A 26045-nucleotide genomic window follows, 5' to 3' on the forward strand; every position below is an offset into this window, starting at 1 on the left:
AGGACACCGTGCGCTTCATCTCCCGCCTCCGCGAGGACCTGCAGACCGCTCGCACCCACGACCCGGCTGCCCGCGGCAACCTGGAGGTCGCGGTCGTGTACTCGGGCCTGCACGCGATCTGGACGCACCGGCTGACCCACCGGCTCTGGCAGAAGGAGTCGACGCGCACGCTGGCGCGGGTCATCTCGCAGGCGGCGCGCACCGCGACGGGCATCGAGATCCACCCCGGCGCGACCATCGGGCGGCGGTTCTTCATCGATCACGGCATGGGCGTGGTGATCGGCGAGACCGCCGAGATCGGCGACGACGTGATGCTCTACCACGGCGTCACCCTCGGCGGCCGCTCGCTCGCCCGCGTCAAGCGGCACCCGACCATCGGTGACGGCGTGACGGTCGGCGCCGGAGCGAAGATCCTCGGCCCCGTCGTCATCGGCGCCGGGTCGGCCGTCGGCGCGAATGCCGTCGTCGTCAAGGACGCCCCGGAGAACTCCATCCTCACCGGGGTGCCCGCGAACGCCCGCCCGAAGCGCTCCGAGCAGGAGAACGCGCCGCTCGTCGATCCCGCGGTGTGGATCGACCCGGCCATGTGGATCTGAGCAGCGGACTCATCGATCCGGCAGTGCCCGGTCCCCCACACTGTTGTGTGAGGAACCGGGCGTTGTCGCGTTCGGTGCCGGATGGGCCGCCGTCACCGCCGGCGCGCGGTGACCAGCAGGTACTCCCACTCCATGGCGCCGGCGTCGCCCATGAACCTCGCGGCGACGTCGTCCAGGGCGGCGTCGAGCCCGGCCGTGCGGTCCGGGTCGGCCGCGAGCCGCCGGTAGGCCGCGACCGTCGGGCCGTAGGTGGTCCCGAAGTAGCGGCGGAACGCCTCGGGCCGGTCGAAGCAGCCCACCGGCAGCGACTCGGTGCGCACCTGCACGTCCTCGACCGCGTCGCCCAGCAGTTCCCGCACGTGCGCCTCGTCGCCCCACAGCGGCGGCGGTGACGCGCCCTCGGGGGGAGGTGGGTTGAACGGCTTCATCGCGGCGAACATCTGCCCGATGAAGCCCGCAGGCGTCCACGCCAGGAGGCCGATCCGGCCGCCGGGCCGGCACACCCGGAGCAGCTCGTCGGCGGCCCGCTGGTGGTGCGGGGCGAACATGATGCCGACACAGGAGAGCACGACGTCGAACGCGGCGTCCGCGAACGGCAGCGCCTCCGCGTCCGCCTCCTGCCAGGTCAGGGCGACGCCGTCCCGCTCGGCGTCGCGCCGGCCCACGTCCAGCAGGGCGGGGGCCAGGTCGCTGGCGACGACGTGGGCTCCGCGCCGGGCGGCCGGGATCGCGGCGTTGCCGGAGCCGGCGCCGATGTCCAGGACGGTCTCGCCCGCCGTCACGGCGGTGACGTCGACCAGTCGCGGCCCGAGGGCGGGAATGACGTCGCGGGCCACGGCGGGGAAGTCGCCGAGGCTCCACATCGTCCGATGCGCGTTCTTCAGGTCCCGGTCGGCCGCCGCGGACGTGTCCGCGGTGGTCGACGGAGCGGGCTCGGTGGTGGTGGGGTTCAGTTCGGTAGCCATGCCTCCAGCCTCGACCGGTCCGCCGACGGCGACCAGTACAGATCGAGGACTTCCCCGGTACGGTTCCGTGACCGACCATGGAGTCATGGACGCCGCACTGCGGGGCTCCTCTCCCGGTGATCCCCTGCCGGAACAGCCGCGGGACCCATTGCCGGGACCCCCGCGGGATACTCAGCCGAGCGCCGCGGGCGGCTCGGGTGGCGAGGATCCGCCCGTGTACGGCCAGTACTGTCCCGTCTCGCGGGCGCTGGACGTGCTCGGCGAGCGGTGGGCGCTGCTGATCGTCCGGGACCTCACCGTCGGCACCACCCGGTTCAACGACCTGGCCCGCGGCCTGCCGGGCCTCTCCCGCACCCTGCTGGCCAAGCGGCTGCGGCAACTCGAGCGTGCGGGTCTGGTGGACCACAGCAGCGGCCGGTACGTGCTCACCGCGGCGGGCGTCGCGCTGCAGCCGGTGATCTTCGGCCTCGCCGAGTGGGGCGCACGCTGGGTCTATGGGGATCCGCGGCCCGACGAACTGGACGCGGACCTGCTGGCCTGGTGGATGCACGACCGGCTCGACCTGGGCTTCCTGCCCGGCGCCATCCACGTCGTCCAGCTGCGGTTCAGTGACGACGGGCGCCAGTTCTGGATCGTCATCGAGCACGGGGACGCCTCGGTGTGCCTGACCGACCCAGGCTTCGACGTCGACCTCCTGCTCACCACCGACGTCGCGACCCTCTACGCCGTCTGGCTGGGTCACCTGCCCCTGACGGCGGCGCTCCGGTCCGGCCGGCTGGTCGCACACGGCTCCGTCGCCGTCACGTCCCGCCTCGCGACCGTGATGCAGCTGAGCCAGGTGGCGCCCATGGTCCAGCAGGCAGCAGTCCTTCAGTCAGCAGTCCCGCAGGCAGCAGTTCACCAGGAGGCTGCGCCGGTCTGATCCCGGCACGAGGAAGGGCGCCCCGTCGGTGTCGGCGGAGCGCCCTTCGTGAGGCTGGGACCGTCAGTGCGTGTCCTCGGCCTCGATCTCGCTCTTGTCCTCGCCCCAGAGGGTGTGGAACGTGCCCTCGCCGTCGATGCGGTTGTAGGTGTGCGCGCCGAACAGGTCGCGCAGGCCCTGGGTCAGGGCGGCCGGCAGCCGGTCACGCCGCAGGCCGTCGTAGTAGGCCAGCGTCGAGGAGAACACCGGGGTCGGGATGCCCAGCTGCGCGGCGGTCGCCACGACCCGGCGCCACGCCGGCACGGCCTCGCCGATCGCCTTCGCGAATGCGGGCGCGAACAGCAGGTTCTTCGGCTCGTTGCCGGGGGCATACGCCTTCATGATGTCGTCGAGCAGCTCGGCGCGGATGATGCAGCCGGCCCGCCACAGGGAGGCGATCTTGTCCAGCTTCAGGTCCCAGTCGTACTGCTTGCCGGCCAGGTCGAGCATGTCCAGGCCCTGCGCGTAGCTGACCAGCTTGGACGCGTAGAGCGCCTGCCGCACGTCGTCGACGAAGGTCTCGGGGACCTGCACGTCGCCGGTGCCCGCGATCAGCGTGTCCTGGGCGACGGCGCGCTGGTCCCGCTGCGAGGACAGGCCGCGCGCGAACACCGACTCGGCGATCCCGCTGACCGGGGAGCCGAGCTCGAGCGCCGCGATGACCGTCCAGCGGCCGGTGCCCTTCTGCCCCGCCGAGTCGACGACGACGTCGACGAACGGCTTGCCGGTCCTCGCGTCGACGTGGCCGAGCACCTCGGCGGTGATCTCGATGAGGAACGAGTTGAGCTGCCCGGTGTTCCACTCCGTGAACACCTTGGCCTGCTCGGCGGGCTCGATGCCGGCCCCGGATCGCAGCAGGTCGTAAGCCTCGCCGATGACCTGCATGTCCGAGTACTCGATGCCGTTGTGGACCATCTTGACGAAATGGCCGGCGCCGTCGGTCTCGATCCACGCGCAGCACGGCTCACCGTTGTACTTGGCGGAGATGTCCTCGAGCATCGGCCCGAGGGACTGGTAGGACTCCTTCGAGCCACCCGGCATGATCGAGGGGCCGTTCAGGGCGCCCTCCTCACCGCCGGAGACGCCGACGCCCACGAAATGCAGGCCCTTGGCGGCCAGATCCTTCTCCCGGCGGATCGTGTCGAGGTACAGCGAGTTGCCGCCGTCGATGATGATGTCGTCCTTCTCCAGCAGCGGCACGAGCTGCTCGATGACGGCGTCCACGGGCGCACCGGCCTTGACCATGATGAGCACCCGGCGCGGCCGCTCGAGCGCCTGCACGAACTCCTCGAGGGTCTCGGTGCGCACGAAGTTCCCGTCGTCGCCGTGCCTGGCGAGCAGGTCGTCGGTCTTCGCCTGGGTGCGGTTGTGCAGGGCCACGGTGTAGCCGTGCTTCGCGAAGTTGCGGGCCAGGTTGGCGCCCATCACGGCCAGGCCGGTGACGCCGATCTGCGCCGTTCCGGTGGGGACAGCGGTCTTCTCGTCGGGCATGTTTCCTCCGTAGGTCACGGCGCCGCTGCCACACAGACGACGACGCCCGGGTCGGGATCCTCTCCCCGCTGCGGCCGTCGGACCGCTGGCCGGCACTGACGCGGACGGCGCGTGCGGCTGAGCGTGACGGCGCCCGACGGCGGGAAGCTCTCCATCGATCCTAGTGACGCGGTCCCGGCCGGTTCCATCCGGTGCATTCTGTTGCCGGCGATGACGGCGCGAACAGGACCGCCGACATCCGGCACACCGCGCACGGTGACGAGTGCCGTGCGCGGTGGCCGGACGGCACGCTCCTACCAGCGGTCGTGCACCTGGGCGCGGATGCGTCGGTCGTAGAGGTCCTGGACCGCCGAGAGGGTGGCGTCGTCCAGCGGGGCGAGAGCGGCGGCCTCGGCGTTGCCCCGCGCCTGCTCGGGGTTGCGGGCACCGGGGATCACCGTGGTGACGCCGGGCTGCTGGACGATCCAGCGCAGGGCCGTCTGAGCCGGCGTCGCCCCCTCGGGCACGAGCGCGGAGAACTCCTGCGCGGCCTCGACGCCCGTCGCGAAGTCCACGCCGGCGAACGTCTCTCCCTGGTCGAAGGCTTCGCCGTGGCGGTTGAAGGTGCGGTGGTCGTTCTCCGCGAACTGCGTGTCCGCGGTGTACTTGCCGGACAGCAGGCCGCTCGCCAGGGGAACGCGGGCGATGATGCCGACCCCGGCCTCCACGGCCGCGGGCAGCACCTCCGTGACGGGCTTGAGGCGGAAGGGGTTGAGGATGATCTGCACGGTGGCCGTGCCAGGCCGGGCGATCGCGGTGAGGGCCTCGGCGCAGGTCTCCACGCTGACGCCGTAGGAGGCGATCGCCTCCTCCTCGACGAGGGTGTCGAGTGCGTCGAAGACCGCGTCCGAGCTGTAGACGGCGGGCGGCGGGCAGTGCAGCTGCACGAGATCGAGCCGGTCGACCCCGAGGTTGCGCCGCGAGCGATCGGTCCAGGCGCGGAAGTTCTCGAGCGTGTAGAGCGCGGGGTCGAGGTCGACGCGGCGGCCCATCTTGGTGGCGACGGTCAGGCCGGCGTCGGGCCGTTCGCGCAGGAACTTTCCGATCAGCTGCTCGGACCGGCCGTCGCCGTAGACGTCGGCCGTGTCGAAGAAGGTGACGCCGGCGTCAGCCGCCGCGGCGAGGACGGCCAGGGCGTCCTCCTCGCGCACGTCGCCCCAGTCGGCGCCCAGCTGCCAGGTCCCCAGGCCGATGACCGAGACGTGCTGGCCGCTGCGTTCGATGGTGCGCTGTTCCATGTCGCTCCTGTTCTGGTGGCGGACCGGCCACGGTACGGCCGGAGGTAGAAAGCCCACTGTCGATCCTACTGAGGTGCGGGCTCGCCCTCGGTCAGCCGTTCGGCCAGATACCGGCCCGTCACGCTGTCCGGGTCCTCGGCGAGCTGCGCAGGGGTGCCGGCGGCGACGATCCGGCCGCCCTCCGCACCGCCGGACGGTCCCATGTCGATGACGTGGTCGGCGTTGGCGATCAGGTCGAGATCGTGTTCGATGACGACGACGGTGCCGCCGGCCTGCACGAGCCGGTCGAACACGGCGATGAGCGTGCGCACGTCGAGCGGGTGCAGACCGACGGTCGGCTCGTCGAACACGAACAGGGCGTGCTCCTGCCGCCGGCCGAGTTCGGAGACCAGCTTGAGCCGCTGCGCCTCGCCGCCGGACAGCGCCGGGGTCGCCTCCCCGAGGGTCAGGTAGCCGAGGCCGACGTCGCCCAGGGACTGCAGCCGCCGCCGGACACGGGTGAGGTCGCGCAGGTGGTCGATCGCCTCGATCACCGACATGGCGAGCACCGCGGGAAGCGACAGCTCGCCGTCACCCGTGGCCGAGGTACGGACGTGGGCGTCGGCGTCCGGCCCGTAGCGGCGGCCCTCGCAGTCCGGGCAAGGGATGTCGACGTCGGGCAGGAACTGGACGTCCAGGGAGATCTCGCCGGTGCCGTCGCAGCGGGGACAGCGCAGGGACCCGGTGTTGTACGAGAAGTCGCTCGCGGTCAGGCCGGCGTCCTTCGCCGAGTCCAGCCCGGCCCACGCGCGACGCAGGTCGTCGAGCACGCCGGAGTAGGTGGCGACCGTGGAGCGGACGTTGATGCCGATGGGCGTGGCGTCGACGACGTCGACCTTCTCGACGCCGTCGGCATCCAGGTCCCGCACGTGGGCGGGCCGCCGGGCCGGGGTCTCGGCCTGCAGCGCCGGGACGAGGCTGTCGAGCACGAGGGTGGTCTTGCCGGAGCCGGAGACGCCGGTGACCGCCGTCAGCCGGCCGCGCGGGATCGCCACGTCGAGGGCGCGCACGGTGTGGACGGGGTCGGTGCGCATCCGGATGGTGCCGTGGGCGAAGGTGTGCGCCGCGGGCGCGGTCTCCCGCACGACCGCCGCCTCCCGGCCGGTGAGGAAGCCGCCGATCCGGGAGTCGGGCGACGCGCCGAGCTCCTCGACGGTGCCGGCGACGACGACCGTGCCGCCGTCGCGCCCGGACCCGGGCCCGATCTCGATGAGGTGGTCGGCGTCGCGCAGCACCTGCGGGTCGTGGTCGACCATGACGATCGAGTTGCCGCCGGTGAGCAGGTCGGCCAGCACGCCGCTCAGTCCGACGATGTTCGACGGGTGCAGGCCGATCGACGGCTCGTCGAGGACGTACAGCACCCCGGTGGTCTCGTTGCGCACGGCCCGCGCCAGCTGCACCCGCTGGCGCTCCCCCGTGGACAGGGTCGCCCCGGCCCGGTCGAGGGAGAGGTAGCCGAGACCCAGGTCGAGCAGCCGGCGCGCCATCCGGTGCAGCGTCTCGATCAGGCTGGCCGCCATCGGGCGCATCGGCGTCGGCAGCGTGGCGGGGACGGTGTCGACCCAGGCCACGAGGTCGTCGAGGGTCCGCGCCGTCGCATCCGCGAGGTTCGCCTCCCCGATCCGCGGCGCGAGGGCGGCGGCCGAGAGCCGGGACCCGCCGCAGTCCGGGCAGGTGCGCTCGCTGAGGAACCGGCTGACGCGGGCCAGCCGTTTCGAGTCCTGGGCGCGCTTGAGCTCCTCGGTGACGGTCAGCCGGGCGTTGCGGAACGTGAAGTCGAGGTCGTGCACGCCCTTCCGGGAGGTGAAGGTGATGTGCTTCTTCTCCTCGGGGCCGGCCAGGACGATGTCCCTCTCCGCCTCGGTCAGGTCCCGCCACGGCACATCGGTGCGGACGCCGAACTCGCGCGCGATCCGCGGCTGGACGTTGAAACCGAACATCTGCCAGGGCACGACGGCGCCCTCGTCGAGCGTCAGGCCGGGGTCCCGGATCAGGGTGGCGTCGTCGACGTCGCGCACCGTGCCGATGCCCTCGCAGGTGGGGCAGGCACCGCCCGAGTTGAACGCCAGGGCCTCGGCTCCGGGCGGGGTGAACGCGACGCCGCACACCTGGCACGCCACGGGTTCCTCGGCGGCGACCTTGAGCGTGGGCGGGTTGCGGTGGCCGTTGGGACACACGTGGGAGGCCAGCCGGGAGAAGATCAGGCGGAGCACGTTGAGCAGTTCGGTGGACGTGCCGAACGTCGAGCGGATGCCGGGGACACCGGGCCGCTGCCGCAGGGCGAGGGCGGCCGGGACATGGCTGACGCGGTCGACGTCGGCATGGGAGGCCTGCCCGAGGCGGCGTCGCGTGTAGGTCGAGAGCGCCTCGATGTACCGGCGGGAGCCCTCGGCGTAGAGCACGCCCATGGCCAGCGACGACTTCCCGGAGCCGGAGACCCCCGCGATGCCGACCAGTCGCCCCAGCGGGATGTCGACGTCGATGTTGCGCAGGTTGTGCACCCGGGCGCCGCGCACCTCGATCCGGTCCGGGGCGGGTGCGGGCGGTTCCTTCGGCACGCGTGCTGCTCCCTCAGTAGATTGGATCGGTAAACCTTCGCAGCCGACACGCCACCTTCAGCCGTTCTCAGTCGCCAGCCAACTTTCGGGAATTAGCGCTACGCCGTTGCGCCAGTTGTCGATGACGGCGTCCTGGAACCAGGCGTCTGCCAGGTTAGCGTGATCACAGACGATGATTTGGAGTTCCCCGTTCAGGGCAGCCACGACGTCTCGCATCAGGGTGAACTGTCGCCTGACCGCTTCCCAGTCCGCGTTCTCGTCGTCTGCGGCATCAACGACTTCTTCTGGGAAGAAGGCTTGAGTGGGTTGGTCGAACATGATGAAGCGCGGAACCGGGCGGTCGTTGGTGGCGAACCAGTGATGAAGTGCAAGGTGGGCGACAAGGTGGTAGCCGACCCAGTTCTCGGCGCTGCCCATGCGGGCTAGCGGAACCCGTCCGCCAGGCCGCTGCACGGCGACAGTCAAGTGAACCGGATCCAGACGGACATAGTGCTCTGAGCCCTCGAGTTGAAGCGAGCGGGCGTAGTCGGTCATCAGCTCCGAGATAGAATCGATCATCATACGCAGCGCCGAAGCTGGGTCGTCCCGTTCGCTGATTTCTTCTAGTCGGGCGACCTGGCCCCGCTGGCGTCGTTCAGCGTCGCGAAGGTCGGCTATGTCGTCGCCAATATCCACGCCGCGTTCCAGCTCTTGGCTCACTCGCCCCTGCAGGAACGCCACGCGTTCTCGCCGCTCGCGCCCGCTGGCAATGAGGGCTTCCTGTTGTGCAACCGCGTCCAGTTCGACAACGTTCTCGCGAAGCGCCTCAATCAAAGGACCGCGACTGGCGCCAAGGCGTTCGATCGTGGCTTCCCTGCGAGTTGAGACGCCTCGTGACGAAGCAAGGCGTTCCCCCAGGGTATTGAGCAGCGCACGCAACTCTTCTACGGTTTCGTCAGGGTGGGCGAGACCTTGGTCGCACAGGGGGCAGACACTCACGTCGCCATCCGAAGTCTGATTCCTCGGCAAGAGTATGTCGAGTGCCCGCAATCTCTCCGACTGATAACTCGCTTCACGCTGCGCGTCGGACTGCTCCTCTTGGAGCCTGCTCAGGAGTTCGATCTGGTCATCGAGCTCGCGCACCCTGTTTCTGAGGGTGCGTCCTTCGTTAGCGAGCACACGTCGATGGGAAGCCACGTCGCTGTCATTTGCCGAGTCGTCGGGCTCTGTGTATGCGAGCACGCTCTCCAGGAGGTTTCGTATGCCCTCGCGAGCGCCGATGCCAGAATCGCTGGGAAGGACGTCCAGTGCCACCGCCGACTCGATCAGATGGGTCACCCGAGAGTCCTGCTGATCGCGGTCAGCCTCCGCTGTCCTGATGGTGTTCTGCGTTCGTTGGAGCGTTCTTCGAGCAGCAACGAGTCTGCGCCGGACAACCGCTTGCTCGGGTGTGGCGGCTCCCAGGAAGTAGGGCATGGTGTCTCGGATAGTCGTACGAATGTCGTCCTCAACCTGCCGGTGGAACAGCAGGTCCCGGCTCGCGATCTCGCCCTGACTCTGGAAGTTGAAGAAAAGCGCTTGGCGAACTGAGACGTCGAAAGCGCTACGCAGCGACCCGGCCTCGGGGTCGACAGTGAACGTTTCAACGCCAAGCCGTTCGGTAAGCGTGTCTCGTACGACGTCGGTGTCAGCGTTGACTTCGAGGTCATCGAAGGACGGAACGCGGAGGTCAGGCCCACCAGTGCGCACCATCGCACGACTCGTAGTTGCGGTTTCTGGGTTTGGTCGACAGACCAGAACTCGCTGCTGATCGAACTCGACCAAGACGTAGTACCAGGACGCATTGTCGCTGATCACTCCCGTAGGAATAGTGACAGTGTCTCGCCCCAGACAGTATTCGGCGATGTCGAGGATCGCCGACTTTCCGGTCTTGGACTTACCAGTCAAGATATTCAAAGACCCAGTACGGAACTCAACATCCCGCCGTTCGCCGGTCTTGCTGTAGACCCCCAACGATACAAGTTGCACCCTCAACCTCCAATACCAAGCAACTCGTACGCCATGTGCGTATCAGTCACGTTAAACCATTGTCCACAGAACCGTGCCGCCTTGATCGACTGTTGCAGTTCGTCAGGCCAGCCCTTAGTCGACTGCTTCGGCCTCTTGAGCGCCACCAGCGTGGTGCCTTCTAGTCCCAGTCGGCCGACTCTGAGACCGCGGCGGATAGCCCGCTTGGTTGGCTGCGCCATGTTCGCCACCCTGAAATTCATGTCCGCCAGTAAGTCCGTCTGGCGGACGGCCCACCTGGCGAGAGTAATGCGACGGTCGCGCGGCAGGCTCTCGCGGGTAGGTGGATGTAGCGTCAGCGGTAGAATCAGGAACGCCGCGGGCCAGTCGAGTCCGGTGGTCCCTGACTGCGCTTTGCTCCAGCAGGCATTCACCAAGAGCTCCGAGGTGAGCACCGCGTTGAACAGGGCCACTGCCTCCGGGGATCGCCGTGGAATGGCTGGCGGTAGAGCCTCAAATCCCGACATGCGCAAGCACCCCCTCTAACTTGGCCTCGAACTCCGGGTGCCACCCGATTCTTTGGCCCAGTTCCCCGTCCGCAAGGGCATGAAACATGCCCCGGCTGAACCATGGCTCGTCGAATCTTTCTCGTAACCTTGCGCGAGATTCTTTGGCGAGCTCTTCAAGAATCTCTTGGCCAACGATGTCGGCGTCGGTACGCCCCGATCTACGCATCACCGCGACACGTCTGTCGAAGATCTGTTCCCACTCGTCGTAAAGTCGGAAGGCGAAGCGATCCAACTCAGTCTCAGCGAGCAACTGATGGCGCAGCCAGAACGACCGCTGGGAGAAGGCGCGATGGTAATCCCGGATTGCCTTCCACAACCGCGTGTTCTCTAAGGCGATCCATAGGAGCTGCTGGACGAATGGGCGGTCCTGGTACATCACGGTGATAGACTCGTCGTATTCCCGCATGATCTCTGGGTCGACCGGTAGCGTGTCTGACTTGAGTTGGTCTGCAATCTCAGTGACTTGAACGATCAAGTCGTTACCCGTCAGAGCATCGAGGTCTCGTGCCAGCAGTTTCACTGACATGCCAGCCCACCATCCCTTGATGAGGTGGACGAAGACTTTCTCCTTGCCGGTTGGGATCGCATACCGGAATGTCTTCGTAAGCTCCTCATCGATTTGAGGGGCGTGAACTGAGCTGTCGTCGATCGTGATCCGATCGATTAGATCGTCTCGAGTCTCGGTGTTAAGGTCGAGGAACTTCTTCCGCCACTGCGCGGTCGTACTGTTGCCCGACTTCCCGGCGGCCTCCAATAGCTCTTCGAGCACTCCGTTGGCGTTGCGCTCCTCGCCGGTTCGGAGTCCCCGGAGGGCTGATCCAACCGGCAGGGTTTGAGTGGTAACCAGGCGCAAGATCAGATTGTCGTTCAGGTCGAGGTCCATCCAGACATTCAGCGTCCGCCAGAGGTCAACGCTCATCGCCGTGATTGGCCCGCTCACGCCGGTGTGGTGTTTGGTCTGAAGGAGTTCGCTGGGGGACCCGTCGCTGTCGAACTGGATGTCGTCGAGGCTTTCGAGGCGAAGCTCCAGCGCCGGTTCATAGGACGCGCGCCTTCCGAGCTCGATCAAGGCCCACATGCACTGATGGACGTAGCCGAGCGCCGGACCAGCAGCGCTGTGTCCTTGACCGTCCGTTGACATCGACCTCTCCCTTCGATCGTTTGGCAACGCAAGTTCTGGCTGACGTCAGCCTAGTGGGGACAGGCTCACCGGAAGGTGCCGCATCGACTATGTGGCGTTGCGGAGCGTTCCAGGGAAGGATGTCCTGCAAGCCACCTCGTATCCCAAGCATTTCAGTAACGATGTCGTCCGTGTCGCTCAAATAGTGAGTCCAGTCAGAAGGTCCCGCATATAGCATGAGGACTCACTGCATCGAATCGCCTAAGTGAGGCCTTCTCGGACAATCTCAACGTCCACGACGGCGACACCATCCGCGCTGTTCATCGGGTTCGCGGGGCCCGAATGTCAAGACGATCGTCGTCCGCAGGCAAGGAGAGTCGGCGGAACCGGTGGTGCCGCTGCTTCAACATTGACCCCTTGGACCTTCAGGTGGGCCCTGCCGGGATCGAACCGACGACATTCACGGTGTAAACGTGACGCTCTACCAGCTGAGCTAAAGGCCCCTCGGCCGCGGACGGCCGCTCCCCCGTGCAGCCTACGGCCGGTTCGGGGTCGGTGCAGCAGTCTACCGGCACGTCACGGCCGATCGGCGGTGCGGCCGGCGCGGGTCGCGTTCCGCTCCAGCCGGCTCACGGGGACCGAGCGGTGGGACAATGGAGGGCATCGAGCCGGCGTCGGGCTCGGTGTCAGGTCCTCGGGTTTCGGGTCATCATGCGCACCACCATCTCCATCGTCGCCGCCAGCACGCTGCTGCTGGCCACCTGCGCCTGCGGGGGCAGTCGATCCACGCCGGCCGGCGGCGACCTCACCGCGGCACCGGCGATGACGACCACCGCGGTCGCCCGCGCGACCCGTCAGCCGCACGGAGCCGTGTACGAGGTGACCAGCGACGCCCCCACGGCCCTGGCCGTCAGCTGGCGGAGCTGGCGCGAGGGCGGGAGCCTGGGCGTCCAGGAGTACGCGAGCGGTCCGGCGCTGCCCCTGCGCCGCAGCGTTCCGCTACCCGACGACGTCGCCGGCACGCTCTCGTTCGCACTGGAGGCCCAGGCTGCCGAGGGCGCGACGACCATCACCTGCCGCATCGTCGTCGACGGCGTCGTGCGAGCCGTACGGACCAGCGCGGGCGAGTTCTCGGTCGCCAACTGCTACGTCCGCTGACGCGTTCCCGTCACCGGGCAGGACGACCAGCGGGCGCCTCAGCCTGCCGCCGCCGCCGCCAGCCGGTCGACGGCCTCGACGACCGTTTCGGGCGCGCACGCCAGGTTCATCCGGGCGTACCCGGCCCCCTGCGGCCCGAACTCGGGCCCGCTGGCCAGCGCCACCCGGGCGTGCTCGAGCGCGTACCGCGCCGGGTCCTCGCCCCAGCCGAGCTCCGAGAGGTCCAGCCACGCCAGATAGGTCGCCTGCGGGCGGCGCAGCCGGGCCACGGGCAGCTTCTCGGCCAGCTGCGCGTGGAGCAGCGCGACGTTCTCCTCGATCGCGGCGACGGTCGAGCGCAGCCAGTCGCGGCCGTGCGCGAAGCCGGCCTGCGTGGCGATCAGCCCGAACAGGCCGGTGCGGAACGTGACCTCCTCCGGCAGGGACCGGATGAGCCGGGTCATCCGGTCCGACTCCGCGACGAACATCGCCGTCTTCAGCCCCGCCAGGTTGAACGCCTTGCTGGCGGACTCGGCGGCGATACCGTGTTCCCGTGCCTCCTCAGACACGCTCAGGTAGGGCGTGAACCGGTGCCGGTGGTGGGTCAGCGGGGCGTGGATCTCGTCGCTGACCACGCTCGCCCCGTGCTTCTGGACGATCCGCGCCAGTGCGGTGAGGGTCTGCGGGCTGTGCACCAGGCCGACCGGGTTGTGCGGGTTGCAGAGCAGGACCGCGCGGGCGCCGTGGGCCAGCGCCCGGTCGATGCCCTCGAGGTCCAGGGTGTAGGCGTCGCCGTCGTCGTCGGCAGGACCGTCCAGCAGCGGCACCTCCACGACCGTGCCGCCGGCTTCCGGGATCAGCGTGTAGAACGGCGGGGTGATGACGACGCCGTCGCCCGGGGCGATCAGGCGGCGCAGGGACTCGACGATGACGACGCTGACGTCGGTGGTGTAGCTGATCCGCTCCGGCGACGGCGACCACGCCCAGGTCTGCGCGGCGTAGGCGGCGAAGGCGTCGGCGGCGCCGGTGTCGTGCGGGGCGATGTACCCGGTGTCGCCGAGCTCGACGGCCTCGCGGAGGGCCGCCGTGATGGCCGGGGCCAGCGGGAAGTCCATCTCGGCGACGAACATCGGCAGCACGTCCGCCGGATAGGTCCGCCACTTCTCGCTCGTGCGACGCCGCAGCACGCTCATCGGGTCGGCGCCGGTCACCGCACTGGCACCCGTCGTCGATCGGCCCTCCACCATCGTCTCCTCCAGCCTCGTGCGCGCCGGCACGGAATTGTTCACAGGTCGGGCAGTTCCTCGGCCAGGTGGCCCAGCGTCTCGCTGACCCCGGCCTGAATCAGCAGGTCGGCCCGGTCGTCCCCGCGGGTCTGGCCGCGGTTGACGATGACGACGGGGATCCCCCGCTGGTGCGCGCGGCGGACGAACCGCAACCCGCTCATCACCGCCAGGGAGGAGCCGGCGACGAGCAGGCCGTCGGCGCAGTCGACCATGCCGTAGCTGCGCGCCACCCGGTCCCGCGGCACGTTCTCCCCGAAGAAGGTGACATCCGGTTTGAGCACGCCACCGCACACGGGGCAGGGCGCGACGACGAAGTCGGCGGTGGACTCGATCACGGCGTCCGCGTCGGGGGCCACCTCGACGTCCTCGACCATCACCCGCTCGGCGAATCCGGGATTGAGCTCGGTGAGCATCCGGTCCAGCTGGGCGCGCTGGACCATGCTGGCGCAGGCCAGGCAGACGACGTGGTCGAACCGCCCGTGCAGGTCGACCACGTTCAGGGCGCCCGCCGCCTCGTGCAGCCGGTCGATGTTCTGGGTGATGATGCCGCTGGTGAGCCCGCGCGACTCCAGCCGGGCCACGGCGTGGTGCCCGGCATTCGGCACGGTCGCGGACATGAACCGGTAGCCGACGTGGTTGCGGGCCCAGTAGTGGCGGCGCCGGCGGGCGTCGCCGACGAACTCCTGGTAGGTCATCGGGGTGCGCGGCTTGGCGTCCGGTCCCCGGTAGTCGGGGATGCCCGAGTCGGTGCTCAGGCCGGCGCCGGTGAGCACGGCCAGCCGGCGCCCGGAGAGCAGCTCGACGGCGCGGCGTCGCGCCTCCGGAAGCGTCGCCTCCGGATCGGTGGTGCCGGTGCGGGCCGGCTCAGGCGTCCAGCGATGCCAGCGCGCGGCGGTACTCATCCATGCTCCGTGGGTGGGTGGCGTCGGACAGGATCCGGGCCCGCAGCACGCCGTCGGCGTCGATGACGAAGCTGCCGCGACGGGCACTGCCGCGCTCGTCGTCGAACACCCCGTACCGGCGGGCCACCGCGCCGTGCGGCCAGACGTCGCTGAGCAGGTCGAAGGGCAGGGCCTCCGCCTCGGCGAGGGCCCGGAGCGCGAATCTCGAGTCGACCGACACGGCCATCAGCCGCACGTCACGACCCGCGAACGGCGAGTCGGCGGCGTCGAGCGCGTCCCTGAGCTCCCGCAGTTCGTCGCCGCACACGCGGGAGAACGCCCACGGGAAGAACACGAGCACGACGGGCGTGCCACGCAGGTCCGTCAGCGTGACCGGTTCCCCGTGCTGGTTCACCAGGGCGAACCCGGGAGCCGGCGCCCCGACGGCGGGCAAGGATCCGCCACCGGGACGGTCCGCGCGAGCGGCGTCCGCAGCGTCGGCGTCCGCGGCGTTGTGATCCGCCGACAGCGTCACTGGCGGCGTGCGGTCACCAGGCGGGTGGCGGACCAGTCCTTGGAGACCCCGGCCGAGGACGTGACGTGCAGGCCGGCGGTCGGTGCCGCCTCCTGGATGTCCGCGGGTGCGACGTAGCCGTCACGGCCGGCCTTCGGGGTGAGGACCCAGACGACGGCGTTCTCCTCGAGGGTGGTCAGCGAGTCGACGAGGGCGTCGACCAGGTCGCCGTCCCCTTCTCGCCACCACAACAGGGCGGCGTCCGCGACCTCGTGGTCGTCCTCGTCCAGCAGCTCCGAGCCGACCGTGTCCTCGATGTCGTCGCGGAGGTCGAAGTCGACGTCGTCGTCGTACCCGAACTCCTGGACGAGGTCGTCCTTCTTCAAACCCAGCTTGGCGGCGGCGCTGCTCGCGACGGCGTCTGCCTCGCTCACGGATGTCCTCCCGATCCCATGGTCCGGACGTGCGTCCGGACGTGTCGTCCGTGCGTGTAGTGACCGCCTCGACCCGGAGATCCCGGACGAGGCGGATTGCTACCAGACAACACCTTTTCGGGTCCCTCATCAAGCAGCGCCCCGCGGGTACGGCCTCGCGGGCCCGGCGTGAGGTGCATCACGAAAACCACATCGCGGAATCTTGATTTCACTTCATGGAATATGAGAGTACGAGATCACCGTCGTTCGGCGCTAGAGTGGCACGCAGACGCCGCCTGCCGTTCGGGCTGCCCGCATCGCGGGGCCGCTCCGGAGCGGACAGCGGTCTGCGGTCACCCATCATCAGCGATCGCAGTCCGGGTGCTTCACGCACAGACAGAGAGGTTGAATGTGGCGACCGAAGACATCAAGAACATCCGTAGTGCGCTGACCACCAGTCTGCCGGACGCGGATCCCGAGGAGACCGCGGAGTGGATCGAATCCTTCGACGGGCTCCTCGACTCGGCGGGCACGAAGCGTGCCGAGTTCATCATCCGTTCGCTCCTGCAGCGGGCCAGCGCTCACAGCGTCGCCGTCCCGTTCGTCACGACGACGGACTACGTCAACACGATCCCAGTCGACCAGGAACCCGAGTTCCCCGGTGACGAGGAGATCGAGCGCAACTACCGCAAGTGGCTGCGCTGGAACGCCGCGATCATGGTCCACCGCGCTCAGCGGTCCGACATCGGCGTCGGCGGCCACATCTCCACCTACGCGGGCGCGGCCACGCTCTACGAAGTGGGCATGAACCACTTCTTCCGCGGCAAGGATCACCCCAGCGGCGGCGACCAGGTCTTCTTCCAGGGCCACGCCTCCCCGGGCATGTACGCCCGCGCATTCCTCGAGGGTCGCCTCACCGAGGAGCAGATGAACGGGTTCCGCCAGGAGAAGTCGGCGGCCCCCAACGGCCTGTCCTCCTACCCGCACCCGCGCATGATGCCGGAGTTCTGGGAGTTCCCCACCGTCTCGATGGGCATCGGCCCCACCAACGCCATCTACCAGGCGTCGATGAACCGCTACCTCGAGAACCGCGGCCTGAAGGAGCCCACCGACCAGCAGGTCTGGGCGTTCCTCGGCGACGGCGAGATGGACGAGCCGGAGAGCCGCGGTGCCCTCCAGCTGGCCGCGAACGAAGGCCTGGACAACCTCAACTTCGTCATCAACTGCAACATGCAGCGCCTCGACGGGCCGGTGCGCGGCAACGGCAAGATCATGCAGGAGCTCGAGGCGTTCTTCCGCGGTGCGGGCTGGAACGTCATCAAGGTCGTGTGGGGCCGCGAGTGGGACGCCCTGCTCGACAAGGACGACGACGGCGCGCTGGTGGAGATCATGAACACCACGCCCGACGGCGACTACCAGACCTTCAAGGCCGAATCCGGCGGGTTCGTGCGCGACCAGTTCTTCGGCCGTTCCCCGCAGACCAAGGCCATGGTCGCCGACATGAGCGACGAGGAGATCTGGCAGCTCAAGCGCGGCGGCCACGACTACCGCAAGGTCTACGCCGCCTACAAGGCCGCCACCGAGTTCAAGGGCAAGCCGACCGTCATCCTGGCCGCCACGGTCAAGGGCTACGGTCTCGGTCCGCACTTCGAGGGCCGCAACGCGACCCACCAGATGAAGAAGCTGACCCTCGAGGACCTGAAGAACTTCCGGGACCACCTGCGGATGCCGTTCTCGGACGAGGACCTGGAGAACGATCTCTACAACCCGCCGTACTACAACCCGGGCCCCGACGATCCCACGATCAAGTACATGCTCGAGCGGCGCAAGGCGCTCGGCGGCAACTTGCCCGAGCGGCGTGACCACCGCGCCGACGTCAAGCTGCCCGAGGACAAGGCGTACGACGTCGCCAAGCGCGGCTCCGGCAAGCAGCAGGCGGCCACCACCATGGCGTTCGTCCGGCTGCTCAAGGACCTGATGCGGGACAAGGAGTTCGGCAAGCGCGTCGTGCCGATCATCCCCGACGAGGCCCGCACGTTCGGCATGGACTCGTTCTTCCCGACGTCGAAGATCTACAACCCGCTGGGCCAGAACTACATCTCCGTGGACCGCGACCTCATGCTCGCGTACAAGGAGTCCCCGCAGGGCCAGATCTTCCACGTGGGCATCAACGAGGCCGGCGCCGTCTCCGCGTTCACCGCGGCCGGCACGTCCTACGCCACGCACGGTGAGCCGCTGATCCCGGTGTACGTCTTCTACTCGATGTTCGGCTTCCAGCGGACCGGCGACTTCATCTGGGCCGCCGCCGACCAGCTGGCCCGCGGGTTCCTGATCGGCGCGACGGCCGGTATCACCACCCTGGCCGGTGAGGGCACGCAGCACATGGACGGGCACTCCCCCGTCCTGGCCTCCACCAACCCGGCGGTGCGCACCTATGACCCGGCCTACGGGTACGAGATCGCGCACATCGTCAAGGCCGGGCTCGAGGAGATGTACGGGCCGGACTCGGAGGACCCGAACAAGATCTACTACCTGACGGTCTACAACGAGCCGATCGTCCAGCCGGCCGAGCCTGCGGACGTCGACGTCGAGGGCATCGTCAAGGGCATCCACCGGATCAAGGAGGCCGACATCGACGGCCCCCGCGTCCAGCTGCTCGGCTCGGGCGTGTCCGTGCCGTGGGTGCTCGACGCCCAGCGGATCCTCGCCGAGGACTGGAACGTCTCCGCCGACGTGTGGTCGGTGACGTCGTGGGTCGAGCTGCGCCGCGACGGCCTCGCCGCCGAGCGGGACGCGTTCCTCAACCCCGACGCCGAGCCGCGCGTGCCATTCGTCACGCAGCGCCTCGCCGGTGCAACCGGCCCGGTCATCGCGACGACGGACTACCGGTCCGAGCTGCCCGACGGCATCCGCCAGTTCATTCCGAACGAGTTCGCCACCCTGGGCGGCAACGACTTCGGCTTCGCGGACACCCGCGCCGCGGCCCGGCGTTACTTCCACATCGACTCGCACTCGATGGTGGTCCGTGCGCTCGAGATGCTCGCCCGCCGCGGCGAGGTCGACGCGCAGGCGCCCGCGCAGGCGATCGAGAAGTACCAGTTGCTCGACGTGCGGGCCGGCCGCTCCGGCAACGCCGGCGGGGAGTCCTGACCCGGACCGACCGTCGACCCGGCATCACGCCACCGACTCGAGGCCGTCGCACTCCGGTGCGGCGGCCTCGAGCGGTTCTCCACGTCCTCACCAGGCCGGCCCGTTGTAGGGAGTGCACAACTCAAGGCCTGCGCGGCCGTATGCTCGGGGCATGAGCGTTGAGCAGGACCGCGCGGCCTCCCGCACCAGCGCCGGCACCGTGGCCAGCACCGTCGCCGCACCGTCGTTGGAGCCGTCGTCCGACGAGGCCGCCCGGGCCCGCACCCTCGAGACGCTGCGTTCGAACATCGGCAGCCTGTCCACCGTGACCCTGCGCCGGTTGGACTCGTCCCTGCCGTGGTACCGCCATCTGCGCCCGGACGAGCGCTCCGCCCTCGGGCTGGTCGCCCAGAAGGGCATCGCCTCCTTCGTCACCTGGTACGAGAAGCCCGGCAACCCGTCGTGGGTCATGTCCGACGTCTTCGGCACGGCCCCGACCGAACTGACCCGGTCCATCAGCCTGCAGAAGGCGCTGCAGCTGATCCGCATCGTCGTCGACACCGTCGAACAGCGCGTGCCGGACCTCGCGGCCGAGCCCGAGCAGCCGGCGCTGCGCGAGGCGGTGCTGCGCTACTCGCGGGAGGTCGCGTTCGCCGCGGCCGACGTCTACGCGCGGGCCGCCGAGTCCCGCGGCTCGTGGGACACCCGGCTCGAGGCGCTCGTCGTCGACGGCATCCTGCGTGGGGAGAGCTCCGACTCGCTCCGCTCCCGGATCGCCGCCCTGGGATGGAGCAGCAAGGCCGAGGTGACGATCGTCGTCGGGGCCGCTCCCGCCGACCCCCACCCGGCCTTCCTCTCGGGCCTGCGCCGGACCACGAAGCGACTGGCCGAGGACACGCTCGTCGGCATCCAGAGCGACCGCCTGCTGCTGCTGCTCGGCGGCCTGCGCGACCGGGAGACGGCCCTGAGCAAGCTCGCGCCGGTGTTCGGGGACGGCCCCGTCGTGCACGCCGGGCCTGCGGCATCCCTGGTCGAGGCGGGGCCGGCCGCCCAGGCCGCGTTCTCCGGACTGGCCGCCGCTCCGGCCTGGCCGGACGCGCCCCGGCCGGTGGCCGCCGACGACCTGTGGCCCGAGCGCCTCATGGCCGGCGACGACGCCGCGCGCCGCGCCCTCGTCCGCGCCATCTACCGGCCGCTGACGGCGTCGTCGAACGGTCTGCTCGAGACCCTGTCGGCCTACCTGAGCCTCGGGCACTCGCTCGAGGCGACCGCGCGTGCGTTGTTCGTTCACACCAACACGGTCCGCTACCGCCTGCGCCGCGTGACGGATGTGAGCGGTTGGGATCCGCTCGTCCCACGGGAGGCGTTCGTCCTGCAGACGGCGCTGGTGGCGGGCCGCCTGGACACTGCCGGCGACGACGCCGACGGCGGGGGAACCGGCGTCGCACCGCGCTCGGGCGACCGCGTCGTCTTGTAGCATTCCTACAATCGAGGTCGACGACGTTGGTGCCTCGAATCCGCCGGGAGATACAGAGCTGGTGAAAGGGTGGGATGGTGCTTGCGATCGTCTGCCCTGGACAGGGCTCCCAGACCCCGGGCTTCCTCTCGCCGTGGCTCGAGCTCGATGGAACCGAGCCCCTGCTGCGTGCGCTGAGTGACGCCACCGGCATCGACCTCGTCGCCCACGGAACCGTCTCGGACGCCGAGACCATCAAGGACACCGCGGTGGCCCAGCCGCTCATCGTGGCGGCCGGCGTCGTGGGCGCCCGTGCCCTGTTCGGTGAGAACGGGGTGCCCGACGGCGTCGTCCTCGCCGGGCACTCGGTCGGCGAGATCACGGCCGCCGTGCTCGCCGGGGCGTTGACCGAGGCCGACGGCATGGCGTTCGTCAAGGAGCGCTCCACCGCGATGGCGCGCGCGGCCGCCGCCGAACCGACCGGCATGGCCGCCGTCGTCGGCGGTGTCGAGGACGAGGTGCTCGCGGCGATCGACGCCGCGGGGCTGACCCCGGCCAACATGAACGGCGGCGGGCAGATCGTCGCCGCCGGCACGCTCGCGCAGCTCGACGCCCTCGTCGCCGCGCCCCCGGCCCGGGCCCGCGTCATCCCGCTCAAGGTCGCCGGCGCCTTCCACACCGCGCACATGCAGCCGGCCGTCGCCGCCCTCGAGGGGCTAGCCCCGTCGCTGCACCCCACCGCTCCCACGCGGACCCTGCTGTCCAACCGGGACGGCAAGCCCGTCACCAGCGGGGACGAGACGCTGGCGGCCATGATCGGCCAGGTCTCCCGGCCCGTGCGCTGGGACGCCTGCATGCAGACGCTCGCGGACGCCGGCGTCACCGGCCTGCTCGAACTGCCGCCGGCCGGTACCCTGACCGGACTGGCCAAGCGCGGCCTGCGCGGGGTGGCCGGGTTCGCCCTCTCGACCCCGGACGACCTGCCGGCCGCCCGCGACTTCGTGGCCGCCCACGCGGCGACCGCGGCCCCGACGAATGAAGGACAGGCGTGACCCCGACCCTGCAGCAGTCCCCCACCCGCGAGCACGCGCGCATCCTCGGCATCGGTGCCTTCCGGCCCGACCAGATCGTCACCAACGAGGACGTCTGTCAGTGGATCGACTCCTCGGACGAGTGGATCCGCAAGCGCACCGGCATCATCACCCGTCACCGGGCCGATGAGCACACGTCGATCCTCGACATGGCGCTGGGCGCCTCGCAGGAGGCCATCCGCTCGGCCGGCGTCACCGGCGCCGACATCGACGCCGTCATCGTCGCCACCGTCACGCACCCCTACGCGACGCCGTCGCTGGCCGCGCAGCTGACCGACCGGATCGGCGCGACGCCCGCTCCCGCGTACGACGTCTCGGCCGCCTGCGCCGGGTACTGCTACGGCATTGCCCAGGCCGACGCGCTGGTGCGTTCCGGCGCGGCCGAGCACGTCCTCGTCGTCGGCGTCGAGAAGCTCTCCGACGTGATCGACAACCACGAGCGGACCATCTCCTTCCTGCTGGGTGACGGCGCGGGCGCCGTCGTCGTCGGGCCCTCGGACATCCCCGGCATCGGGCCGTCCATCTGGGGTTCGGACGGGTCCCACTGGGACACCATCGGCATGACCCACTCGCTGCTCGAGGTCAAGGCGCTCTCGGCGGCCGCGCAGAACGACGCCGAGGGTGCCGTCACCGCGCTGGAGACGGAGGCCCAGCTGTGGCCGACGCTGCGCCAGGACGGCCAGACGGTGTTCCGCTGGGCCGTGTGGGAGATGGCGAAGGTCGCCAAGCAGGCGCTCGACGCCGCCGGCATCACCGCCGACGACCTGGCCGCCTTCGTGCCGCACCAGGCGAACATGCGGATCATCGACGAGATGGCGAAGCAGCTGAAGGTGCCCGAGTCCGTCGTCATCGCCCGCGACATCGCCGAGTCCGGCAACACCTCCGCCGCGTCCATCCCCCTGGCCACGCACCGCCTGCTGGCCGAGAACCCGGAGCTGCACGGCGGTCTCGCCCTGCAGATCGGATTCGGCGCCGGACTCGTGTTCGGCGCGCAGGTCGTGGTCCTTCCCTGACCCGGCCTTTCCCGGGGTGAACGGGCCGTCGTAGGTTGGGGGCAGTCCCGCCCAGCCGCGGACGACCCCGCTAGATCGCGGAGCGCTACCGAGTGCTCCGGACACCGAACCGCCGTCCGGCGGTGACAGAAGAAAAGGAGCCGTCATGGCGAGCAAAGAAGAGATCCTGTCCGGCCTGGCCGAGATCGTCAACGAGGAGACCGGTCTGGCCCCCGACGCGGTGCAGCTGGACAAGTCCTTCACGGACGACCTGGACATCGACTCCATCTCGATGATGACCATCGTGGTCAACGCCGAGGAGAAGTTCGGTGTGCGGATCCCCGACGAGGAGGTCAAGAACCTCAAGACCGTCGGTGACGCTGTCGACTACATCGCCAACGCGCAGGAGTCCTGACCCGCAGGGCATCGCTCGGCCGACCGCCGACCGGTGCCCGTCTCGACCGCCGCTCCTGCGGCGCGGAAAGTGTGGAACATGACACGGAAAGTGGTCATCACCGGGCTCGGCGCCACGACGCCGATCGGCGGTGATGTGCCGACGTTCTGGCGGAACGCCCTCGCGGGAACCTCCGGTGCGGCGACGCTGGAGGACGACTGGGTCGAGCAGTACCAGTTGCCCACCACCTTCGCGTGCAGGGTCTCGAATCCTGCGGCCGAGGTACTGTCCCGCGTCGAGATGAAGCGGATGGACCCGTCGACGCAGTTCGGCGTCGTCGCGGCCCGCGAGGCCTGGGCGGACGCCGGCATCGAGGACATGGACAAGGACCGCCTCGGCGTCGCGTTCGCGACCGGCATCGGCGGCGTCTGGACGCTGCTGGACGCGTGGGACACCCTGCGTGAGCGCGGTCCCCGGCGCGTGCTGCCGATGACGGTGCCCATGCTCATGCCCAACGGCGTCGCCGCGGCCGTCAGCCTCGACCTGGAGGCCCGCGCCGCCGCCCACACCCCGGTGTCGGCGTGCGCGTCCGGGACCGAGGCGCTCGAGCTCGGGTTGGAGATGATCCGCTCCGGCCGCGCCGACGTCGTCGTCGCCGGTGGCGCGGAGGCGGCCATCCACCCGCTGCCGATCGCCGCGTTCTCCTCGATGCAGGCGCTCTCCCGTCGCAACGACGACCCGCAGGCCGCCTCGCGCCCCTACGACGTCGACCGCGACGGCTTCGTCATGGGTGAGGGCGCCGGTGCGCTCGTGCTCGAGGCGGAGGAGTTCGCCAAGGCCCGCGGAGCCCGCATCTACGCCGAGCTCGCGGGGGCCGCGGTCACGGCCGACGCGCACCACATCACTGCACCCGATCCGGTGGGTCAGGGCGCGATCCGCGCGCTCAAGGCCGCGATGTACGACGCGCGGATCAACCCGGCCGATGTCGTTCACGTGAACGCGCATGCGACGTCCACCCCGGTGGGCGACGCCCCGGAGTACACCGCCCTGCGGGAGGCGCTGGGGTCGAGCCTCGACGACGTCGCGGTGTCCGCGACCAAGTCGCAGACCGGCCACCTGCTCGGCGCCTCCGGTGCGATCGAGGCGGTGCTGACGGTGCTCGCCGTGCACGAGCGCAAGGCCCCGGCGACGATCAACCTGGACCACCAGGATCCGGCGATCCCGCTCAACGTCGTCACGACGGCGCGGGACCTGCCCGCCGGTGACGTGGTGGCCATGAGCAACTCGTTCGGCTTCGGCGGGCACAACGCCGTCGTGGTGATCCGCAACACCTGATCACCGGAGAGCACGCGAGACGACGAAGGTCCCGTTCCCCTCGGGGAACGGGACCTTCGTCGTTCGTCATCGGTGTCGCCTCCGGAACGTCCTCCGGGGGCGGCGCGGCCGGCTCGACGACAGTGCTCGATCGGGCCCGGAGCCAGCGATCGCCTGTCGAGACGGCGTGTTCGTGGTCGAGTCAGCCGACGCGGTGCAGCCAGCGCACCGGGGCTCCCTCGGCGGCGTGGCGGAAGGGCTCGAGCTCCTCGTCCCAGGCCTCGCCGAGCGCGAGGGAGAGCTCCTGGTAGACGGCGCTCGGGTCGCCGGCGCCGGTCTCGTACGCGTAGCGGATCCGGTCCTCGGAGACCATGATGTTGCCGTGCACGTCGGTGGTGGCGTGGAAGATCCCCAGCTCGGGGGTGTGCGACCATCGACCACCGTCGGTGCCGGCACTCGGCTCCTCGGTGATCTCATAGCGCAGATGCGCCCAGCCCCGCAGGGCGGACGCCAGCACGGCACCCGTACCCTGCGCTCCGGTCCACGCCAGCTCCGCCCGGAACATTCCGGGTGCAGCAGGTTGAGCGGTCCACGTCAGATCCGCCTTCTGGTCGACGACGGAACCAATGGCCCACTCCACATGCGGACACAGCGCCGCAGGCGCCGAGTGCACGAAAAGAACACCTCGGGTCAGCACGTCACTCATTCCATCCTCCGATTGCTGTAGGGACGTCTTCCCCAACGACCTTCAGCACGGCGGACACGTGAGTTCTCACCCAAGTGAGACCACGGAGGCAAGACCTACCTTCAACCCGTGGTCGAATCTTCAGTTGTCACAGTCATTGTGCACTATCGGCACATCTTGCGCCACTGTAATTACTGCCACGTGTTTTCTTTCCCGTGCCGGGACTACGCCGGTCGTCAGGCGCGGGGATGGGCCTGACGGTAGCTGTTCCGCAAGCGTTCGACGGAGACGTGGGTGTAGATCTGGGTGGTCGCGAGGGAGGAGTGGCCGAGCAGTTCCTGGACGGCGCGCAGGTCCGCTCCCCCGTCGAGCAGGTGGGTCGCCGCAGTGTGCCGGAGAGCGTGGGGGCCGGCGGACGGACCGCGCCCGTCGACGGCGCCGGTGGCGCGGTGGACGACGTCCCGCACGCGGCGCTGGTCCAGCCGCCCTCCCCGCTGACCCAGGAACAGCGCGGCGCCGGAGGCGTCGGTCGCCAGCGCGGGGCGTGCGAGCCTGAGCCAGGCGTCGAGCGCCCGGGCGGCCGGGATGCCGAACGGCACGGTGCGCTCCTTGTTGCCCTTGCCGATTACCCGGACGGTGCGCCGTTCGGCGTCGACGTCGTCGACGTCCAGGGCGGTCAGCTCCCCTACCCGGACCCCGGTGGCGTAGAGCAGTTCGAGGATCGCGGTGTCGCGGACGGTCGCGGGGTCCTCCGGGGTGGCGGCATCGGCGGCCCGGGTGAGGGCCGCGGCCATCTGCGGCTGCCGCAGGACCGACGGCAGCGTGTGGTCCCGACGCGGCGCCTGCAGGCGGACGGACGGGTCCGTCTGGATCAGGCCGTCGCGGACGGCCCAGCGGAAGAACGTGCGGACGGCCGCGGAGCGGCGGGCGAGGCTGGACCGGGCGGCACCGGTGGCCGTCTGGCCGCCGAGCCAGCTGCGCAGCAGGCCGAGGTCGACGACGTCGAGTCCGTCGGCGCCCTCGCGAGCGGCATGCGCGAAGAGGGAGGCGAGGTCGCTGCGGTAGGCGCGCACCGTGTGCGCGGACCGGCCGCGCTCGAGTGCCAGGTACCGGGTGAAGGCCTCGACGGCGTCGGCAGCCCAGGGCGGGACGACCGCGGATTCCGCACCCGGGTGCTGCTGTTGCGTCATG

22 protein-coding genes and 1 tRNA gene are annotated in these 26045 nt (G+C 69.8%); 9 read left to right on the forward strand and 14 right to left on the reverse strand.

From position 1 onward, the window contains the following. Positions 1-8 precede the first annotated feature (8 nt). A complete protein-coding gene (gene epsC, locus V6N00_RS05085; protein WP_334230997.1) occupies positions 9-596 on the forward strand; it encodes a serine O-acetyltransferase EpsC in 588 nt (195 codons plus the stop codon). A gap of 92 nt (positions 597-688) precedes the next feature. Here epsC and V6N00_RS05090 read toward each other — a convergent pair whose 3' ends face one another. After that, positions 689-1561, reverse strand: a complete 873-nt coding sequence (locus tag V6N00_RS05090; protein ID WP_334230998.1) for a class I SAM-dependent methyltransferase — start codon at positions 1559-1561, stop codon at positions 689-691. A gap of 214 nt (positions 1562-1775) precedes the next feature. On the opposite strand from V6N00_RS05090, the gene V6N00_RS05095 reads away from it, so the two are divergent. Continuing rightward, on the forward strand, positions 1776-2483 hold the full coding sequence (locus V6N00_RS05095; RefSeq protein WP_334230999.1) for a winged helix-turn-helix transcriptional regulator: 708 nt from the start codon (positions 1776-1778) through the stop codon (positions 2481-2483). A 63-nt stretch (positions 2484-2546) separates the two neighbouring features. On the opposite strand, the gene gndA is transcribed toward V6N00_RS05095, so the two are convergent. From gndA to V6N00_RS05130, 7 genes are all read right to left on the reverse strand, one after another. Further along, entirely contained in the window at positions 2547-4013 is a 1467-nt protein-coding gene (gene gndA, locus V6N00_RS05100; protein WP_334231000.1) for an NADP-dependent phosphogluconate dehydrogenase, read from the reverse strand. Between the two features lie 293 nt (positions 4014-4306). Beyond that, complete coding sequence (locus V6N00_RS05105; RefSeq protein ID WP_334231001.1) at positions 4307-5290, reverse strand: aldo/keto reductase; 984 nt, start codon at positions 5288-5290, stop codon at positions 4307-4309. 65 nt (positions 5291-5355) lie between these two features. After that, complete coding sequence (locus V6N00_RS05110; protein ID WP_334231002.1) at positions 5356-7887, reverse strand: excinuclease ABC subunit UvrA; 2532 nt, start codon at positions 7885-7887, stop codon at positions 5356-5358. A gap of 57 nt (positions 7888-7944) precedes the next feature. After that, positions 7945-9894, reverse strand: coding sequence for a DUF3732 domain-containing protein (locus tag V6N00_RS05115; protein ID WP_334231003.1), 1950 nt, complete (start codon positions 9892-9894; stop codon positions 7945-7947). A 2-nt stretch (positions 9895-9896) separates the two neighbouring features. Next, the gene (locus V6N00_RS05120) at positions 9897-10400 is read right to left on the reverse strand and encodes a three component ABC system middle component (RefSeq protein ID WP_334231004.1); all 504 of its coding nucleotides are present in this window, start codon (positions 10398-10400) and stop codon (positions 9897-9899) included. After that, entirely contained in the window at positions 10387-11583 is a 1197-nt protein-coding gene (locus tag V6N00_RS05125) for an ABC-three component system protein (protein ID WP_334231005.1), read from the reverse strand. The genes V6N00_RS05120 and V6N00_RS05125 overlap by 14 nt, the downstream gene beginning before the upstream one ends. Positions 11584-11992: 409 nt before the next feature. Continuing rightward, positions 11993-12065: transfer RNA gene (locus V6N00_RS05130), tRNA-Val, on the reverse strand. A gap of 208 nt (positions 12066-12273) precedes the next feature. Here V6N00_RS05130 and V6N00_RS05135 point away from each other — a divergent pair. Then, a complete protein-coding gene (locus V6N00_RS05135; protein WP_334231006.1) occupies positions 12274-12720 on the forward strand; it encodes an MmpS family transport accessory protein in 447 nt (148 codons plus the stop codon). Between the two features lie 38 nt (positions 12721-12758). Here the strand turns inward: V6N00_RS05135 and V6N00_RS05140 are convergent, their stop codons facing one another. The 4 genes from V6N00_RS05140 to V6N00_RS05155 are packed head-to-tail and all read right to left on the reverse strand — an operon-like array spanning position 12759 to position 15814. Beyond that, positions 12759-13946 carry a MalY/PatB family protein gene (locus V6N00_RS05140; RefSeq protein WP_334231194.1) on the reverse strand — a complete coding sequence of 396 codons (1188 nt, stop codon included), beginning with the start codon at positions 13944-13946 and terminating at the stop codon, positions 12759-12761. Positions 13947-13984: 38 nt separating this feature from the next. Further along, positions 13985-14887 carry a Sir2 family NAD-dependent protein deacetylase gene (locus V6N00_RS05145; RefSeq protein ID WP_334231007.1) on the reverse strand — a complete coding sequence of 301 codons (903 nt, stop codon included), beginning with the start codon at positions 14885-14887 and terminating at the stop codon, positions 13985-13987. Next, positions 14850-15401: a redoxin domain-containing protein gene (locus tag V6N00_RS05150; protein WP_334231008.1), complete on the reverse strand. Its 552-nt coding sequence runs from the start codon at positions 15399-15401 to the stop codon at positions 14850-14852. Before V6N00_RS05150 ends, V6N00_RS05145 begins: the two co-directional genes overlap by 38 nt. Continuing rightward, positions 15398-15814, reverse strand: a complete 417-nt coding sequence (locus V6N00_RS05155; RefSeq protein WP_334231009.1) for a DUF3052 domain-containing protein — start codon at positions 15812-15814, stop codon at positions 15398-15400. The genes V6N00_RS05150 and V6N00_RS05155 overlap by 4 nt, the downstream gene beginning before the upstream one ends. A gap of 390 nt (positions 15815-16204) precedes the next feature. Between V6N00_RS05155 and aceE the strand changes: the two genes are divergently transcribed. From aceE to fabF, 6 genes are all read left to right on the forward strand, one after another. Continuing rightward, positions 16205-18943, forward strand: coding sequence for a pyruvate dehydrogenase (acetyl-transferring), homodimeric type (gene aceE, locus V6N00_RS05160; protein ID WP_416385033.1), 2739 nt, complete (start codon positions 16205-16207; stop codon positions 18941-18943). Between the two features lie 151 nt (positions 18944-19094). Next, on the forward strand, positions 19095-20399 hold the full coding sequence (locus V6N00_RS05165) for a PucR family transcriptional regulator (RefSeq protein WP_334231011.1): 1305 nt from the start codon (positions 19095-19097) through the stop codon (positions 20397-20399). Positions 20400-20476: 77 nt separating this feature from the next. Continuing rightward, complete coding sequence (locus V6N00_RS05170; RefSeq protein WP_334231195.1) at positions 20477-21430, forward strand: ACP S-malonyltransferase; 954 nt, start codon at positions 20477-20479, stop codon at positions 21428-21430. Then, a complete protein-coding gene (locus tag V6N00_RS05175; RefSeq protein ID WP_334231012.1) occupies positions 21427-22482 on the forward strand; it encodes a beta-ketoacyl-ACP synthase III in 1056 nt (351 codons plus the stop codon). Before V6N00_RS05170 ends, V6N00_RS05175 begins: the two co-directional genes overlap by 4 nt. Positions 22483-22627: 145 nt before the next feature. Continuing rightward, entirely contained in the window at positions 22628-22876 is a 249-nt protein-coding gene (locus V6N00_RS05180) for an acyl carrier protein (protein WP_188668532.1), read from the forward strand. A gap of 78 nt (positions 22877-22954) precedes the next feature. Continuing rightward, positions 22955-24190 carry a beta-ketoacyl-ACP synthase II gene (gene fabF / locus V6N00_RS05185; protein WP_334231013.1) on the forward strand — a complete coding sequence of 412 codons (1236 nt, stop codon included), beginning with the start codon at positions 22955-22957 and terminating at the stop codon, positions 24188-24190. A gap of 181 nt (positions 24191-24371) precedes the next feature. On the opposite strand, the gene V6N00_RS05190 is transcribed toward fabF, so the two are convergent. Beyond that, positions 24372-24875 carry a DUF3145 domain-containing protein gene (locus V6N00_RS05190; protein WP_334231014.1) on the reverse strand — a complete coding sequence of 168 codons (504 nt, stop codon included), beginning with the start codon at positions 24873-24875 and terminating at the stop codon, positions 24372-24374. A 215-nt stretch (positions 24876-25090) separates the two neighbouring features. Further along, positions 25091-26044 carry a tyrosine recombinase XerC gene (locus tag V6N00_RS05195; RefSeq protein ID WP_334231015.1) on the reverse strand — a complete coding sequence of 318 codons (954 nt, stop codon included), beginning with the start codon at positions 26042-26044 and terminating at the stop codon, positions 25091-25093. Position 26045 lies beyond the last annotated feature (1 nt).

The sequence above is a fragment of the Tersicoccus mangrovi genome (assembly GCF_036881825.1).
In the GTDB taxonomy this organism is placed as follows: Bacteria; Actinomycetota; Actinomycetes; order Actinomycetales; family Micrococcaceae; genus Tersicoccus; species Tersicoccus mangrovi.

What these genes read in the sequence shown, in the direction of transcription:
- V6N00_RS05090 (WP_334230998.1), bottom strand. Translation starts at nt 1,561, where the DNA reads ATGGCTACCGAACTGAACCCCACCACCACCGAGCCCGCTCCGTCGACC.
- gndA (WP_334231000.1), bottom strand. Translation starts at nt 4,013, where the DNA reads ATGCCCGACGAGAAGACCGCTGTCCCCACCGGAACGGCGCAGATCGGC.
- V6N00_RS05105 (WP_334231001.1), bottom strand. Translation starts at nt 5,290, where the DNA reads ATGGAACAGCGCACCATCGAACGCAGCGGCCAGCACGTCTCGGTCATC.
- V6N00_RS05120 (WP_334231004.1), bottom strand. Translation starts at nt 10,400, where the DNA reads ATGTCGGGATTTGAGGCTCTACCGCCAGCCATTCCACGGCGATCCCCG.
- V6N00_RS05125 (WP_334231005.1), bottom strand. Translation starts at nt 11,583, where the DNA reads ATGTCAACGGACGGTCAAGGACACAGCGCTGCTGGTCCGGCGCTCGGC.
- V6N00_RS05135 (WP_334231006.1), top strand. Translation starts at nt 12,274, where the DNA reads ATGCGCACCACCATCTCCATCGTCGCCGCCAGCACGCTGCTGCTGGCC.
- V6N00_RS05140 (WP_334231194.1), bottom strand. Translation starts at nt 13,946, where the DNA reads ATGGTGGAGGGCCGATCGACGACGGGTGCCAGTGCGGTGACCGGCGCC.
- V6N00_RS05145 (WP_334231007.1), bottom strand. Translation starts at nt 14,887, where the DNA reads ATGAGTACCGCCGCGCGCTGGCATCGCTGGACGCCTGAGCCGGCCCGC.
- V6N00_RS05165 (WP_334231011.1), top strand. Translation starts at nt 19,095, where the DNA reads ATGAGCGTTGAGCAGGACCGCGCGGCCTCCCGCACCAGCGCCGGCACC.
- V6N00_RS05180 (WP_188668532.1), top strand. Translation starts at nt 22,628, where the DNA reads ATGGCGAGCAAAGAAGAGATCCTGTCCGGCCTGGCCGAGATCGTCAAC.
- fabF (WP_334231013.1), top strand. Translation starts at nt 22,955, where the DNA reads ATGACACGGAAAGTGGTCATCACCGGGCTCGGCGCCACGACGCCGATC.
- V6N00_RS05190 (WP_334231014.1), bottom strand. Translation starts at nt 24,875, where the DNA reads ATGAGTGACGTGCTGACCCGAGGTGTTCTTTTCGTGCACTCGGCGCCT.
- V6N00_RS05195 (WP_334231015.1), bottom strand. Translation starts at nt 26,044, where the DNA reads ATGACGCAACAGCAGCACCCGGGTGCGGAATCCGCGGTCGTCCCGCCC.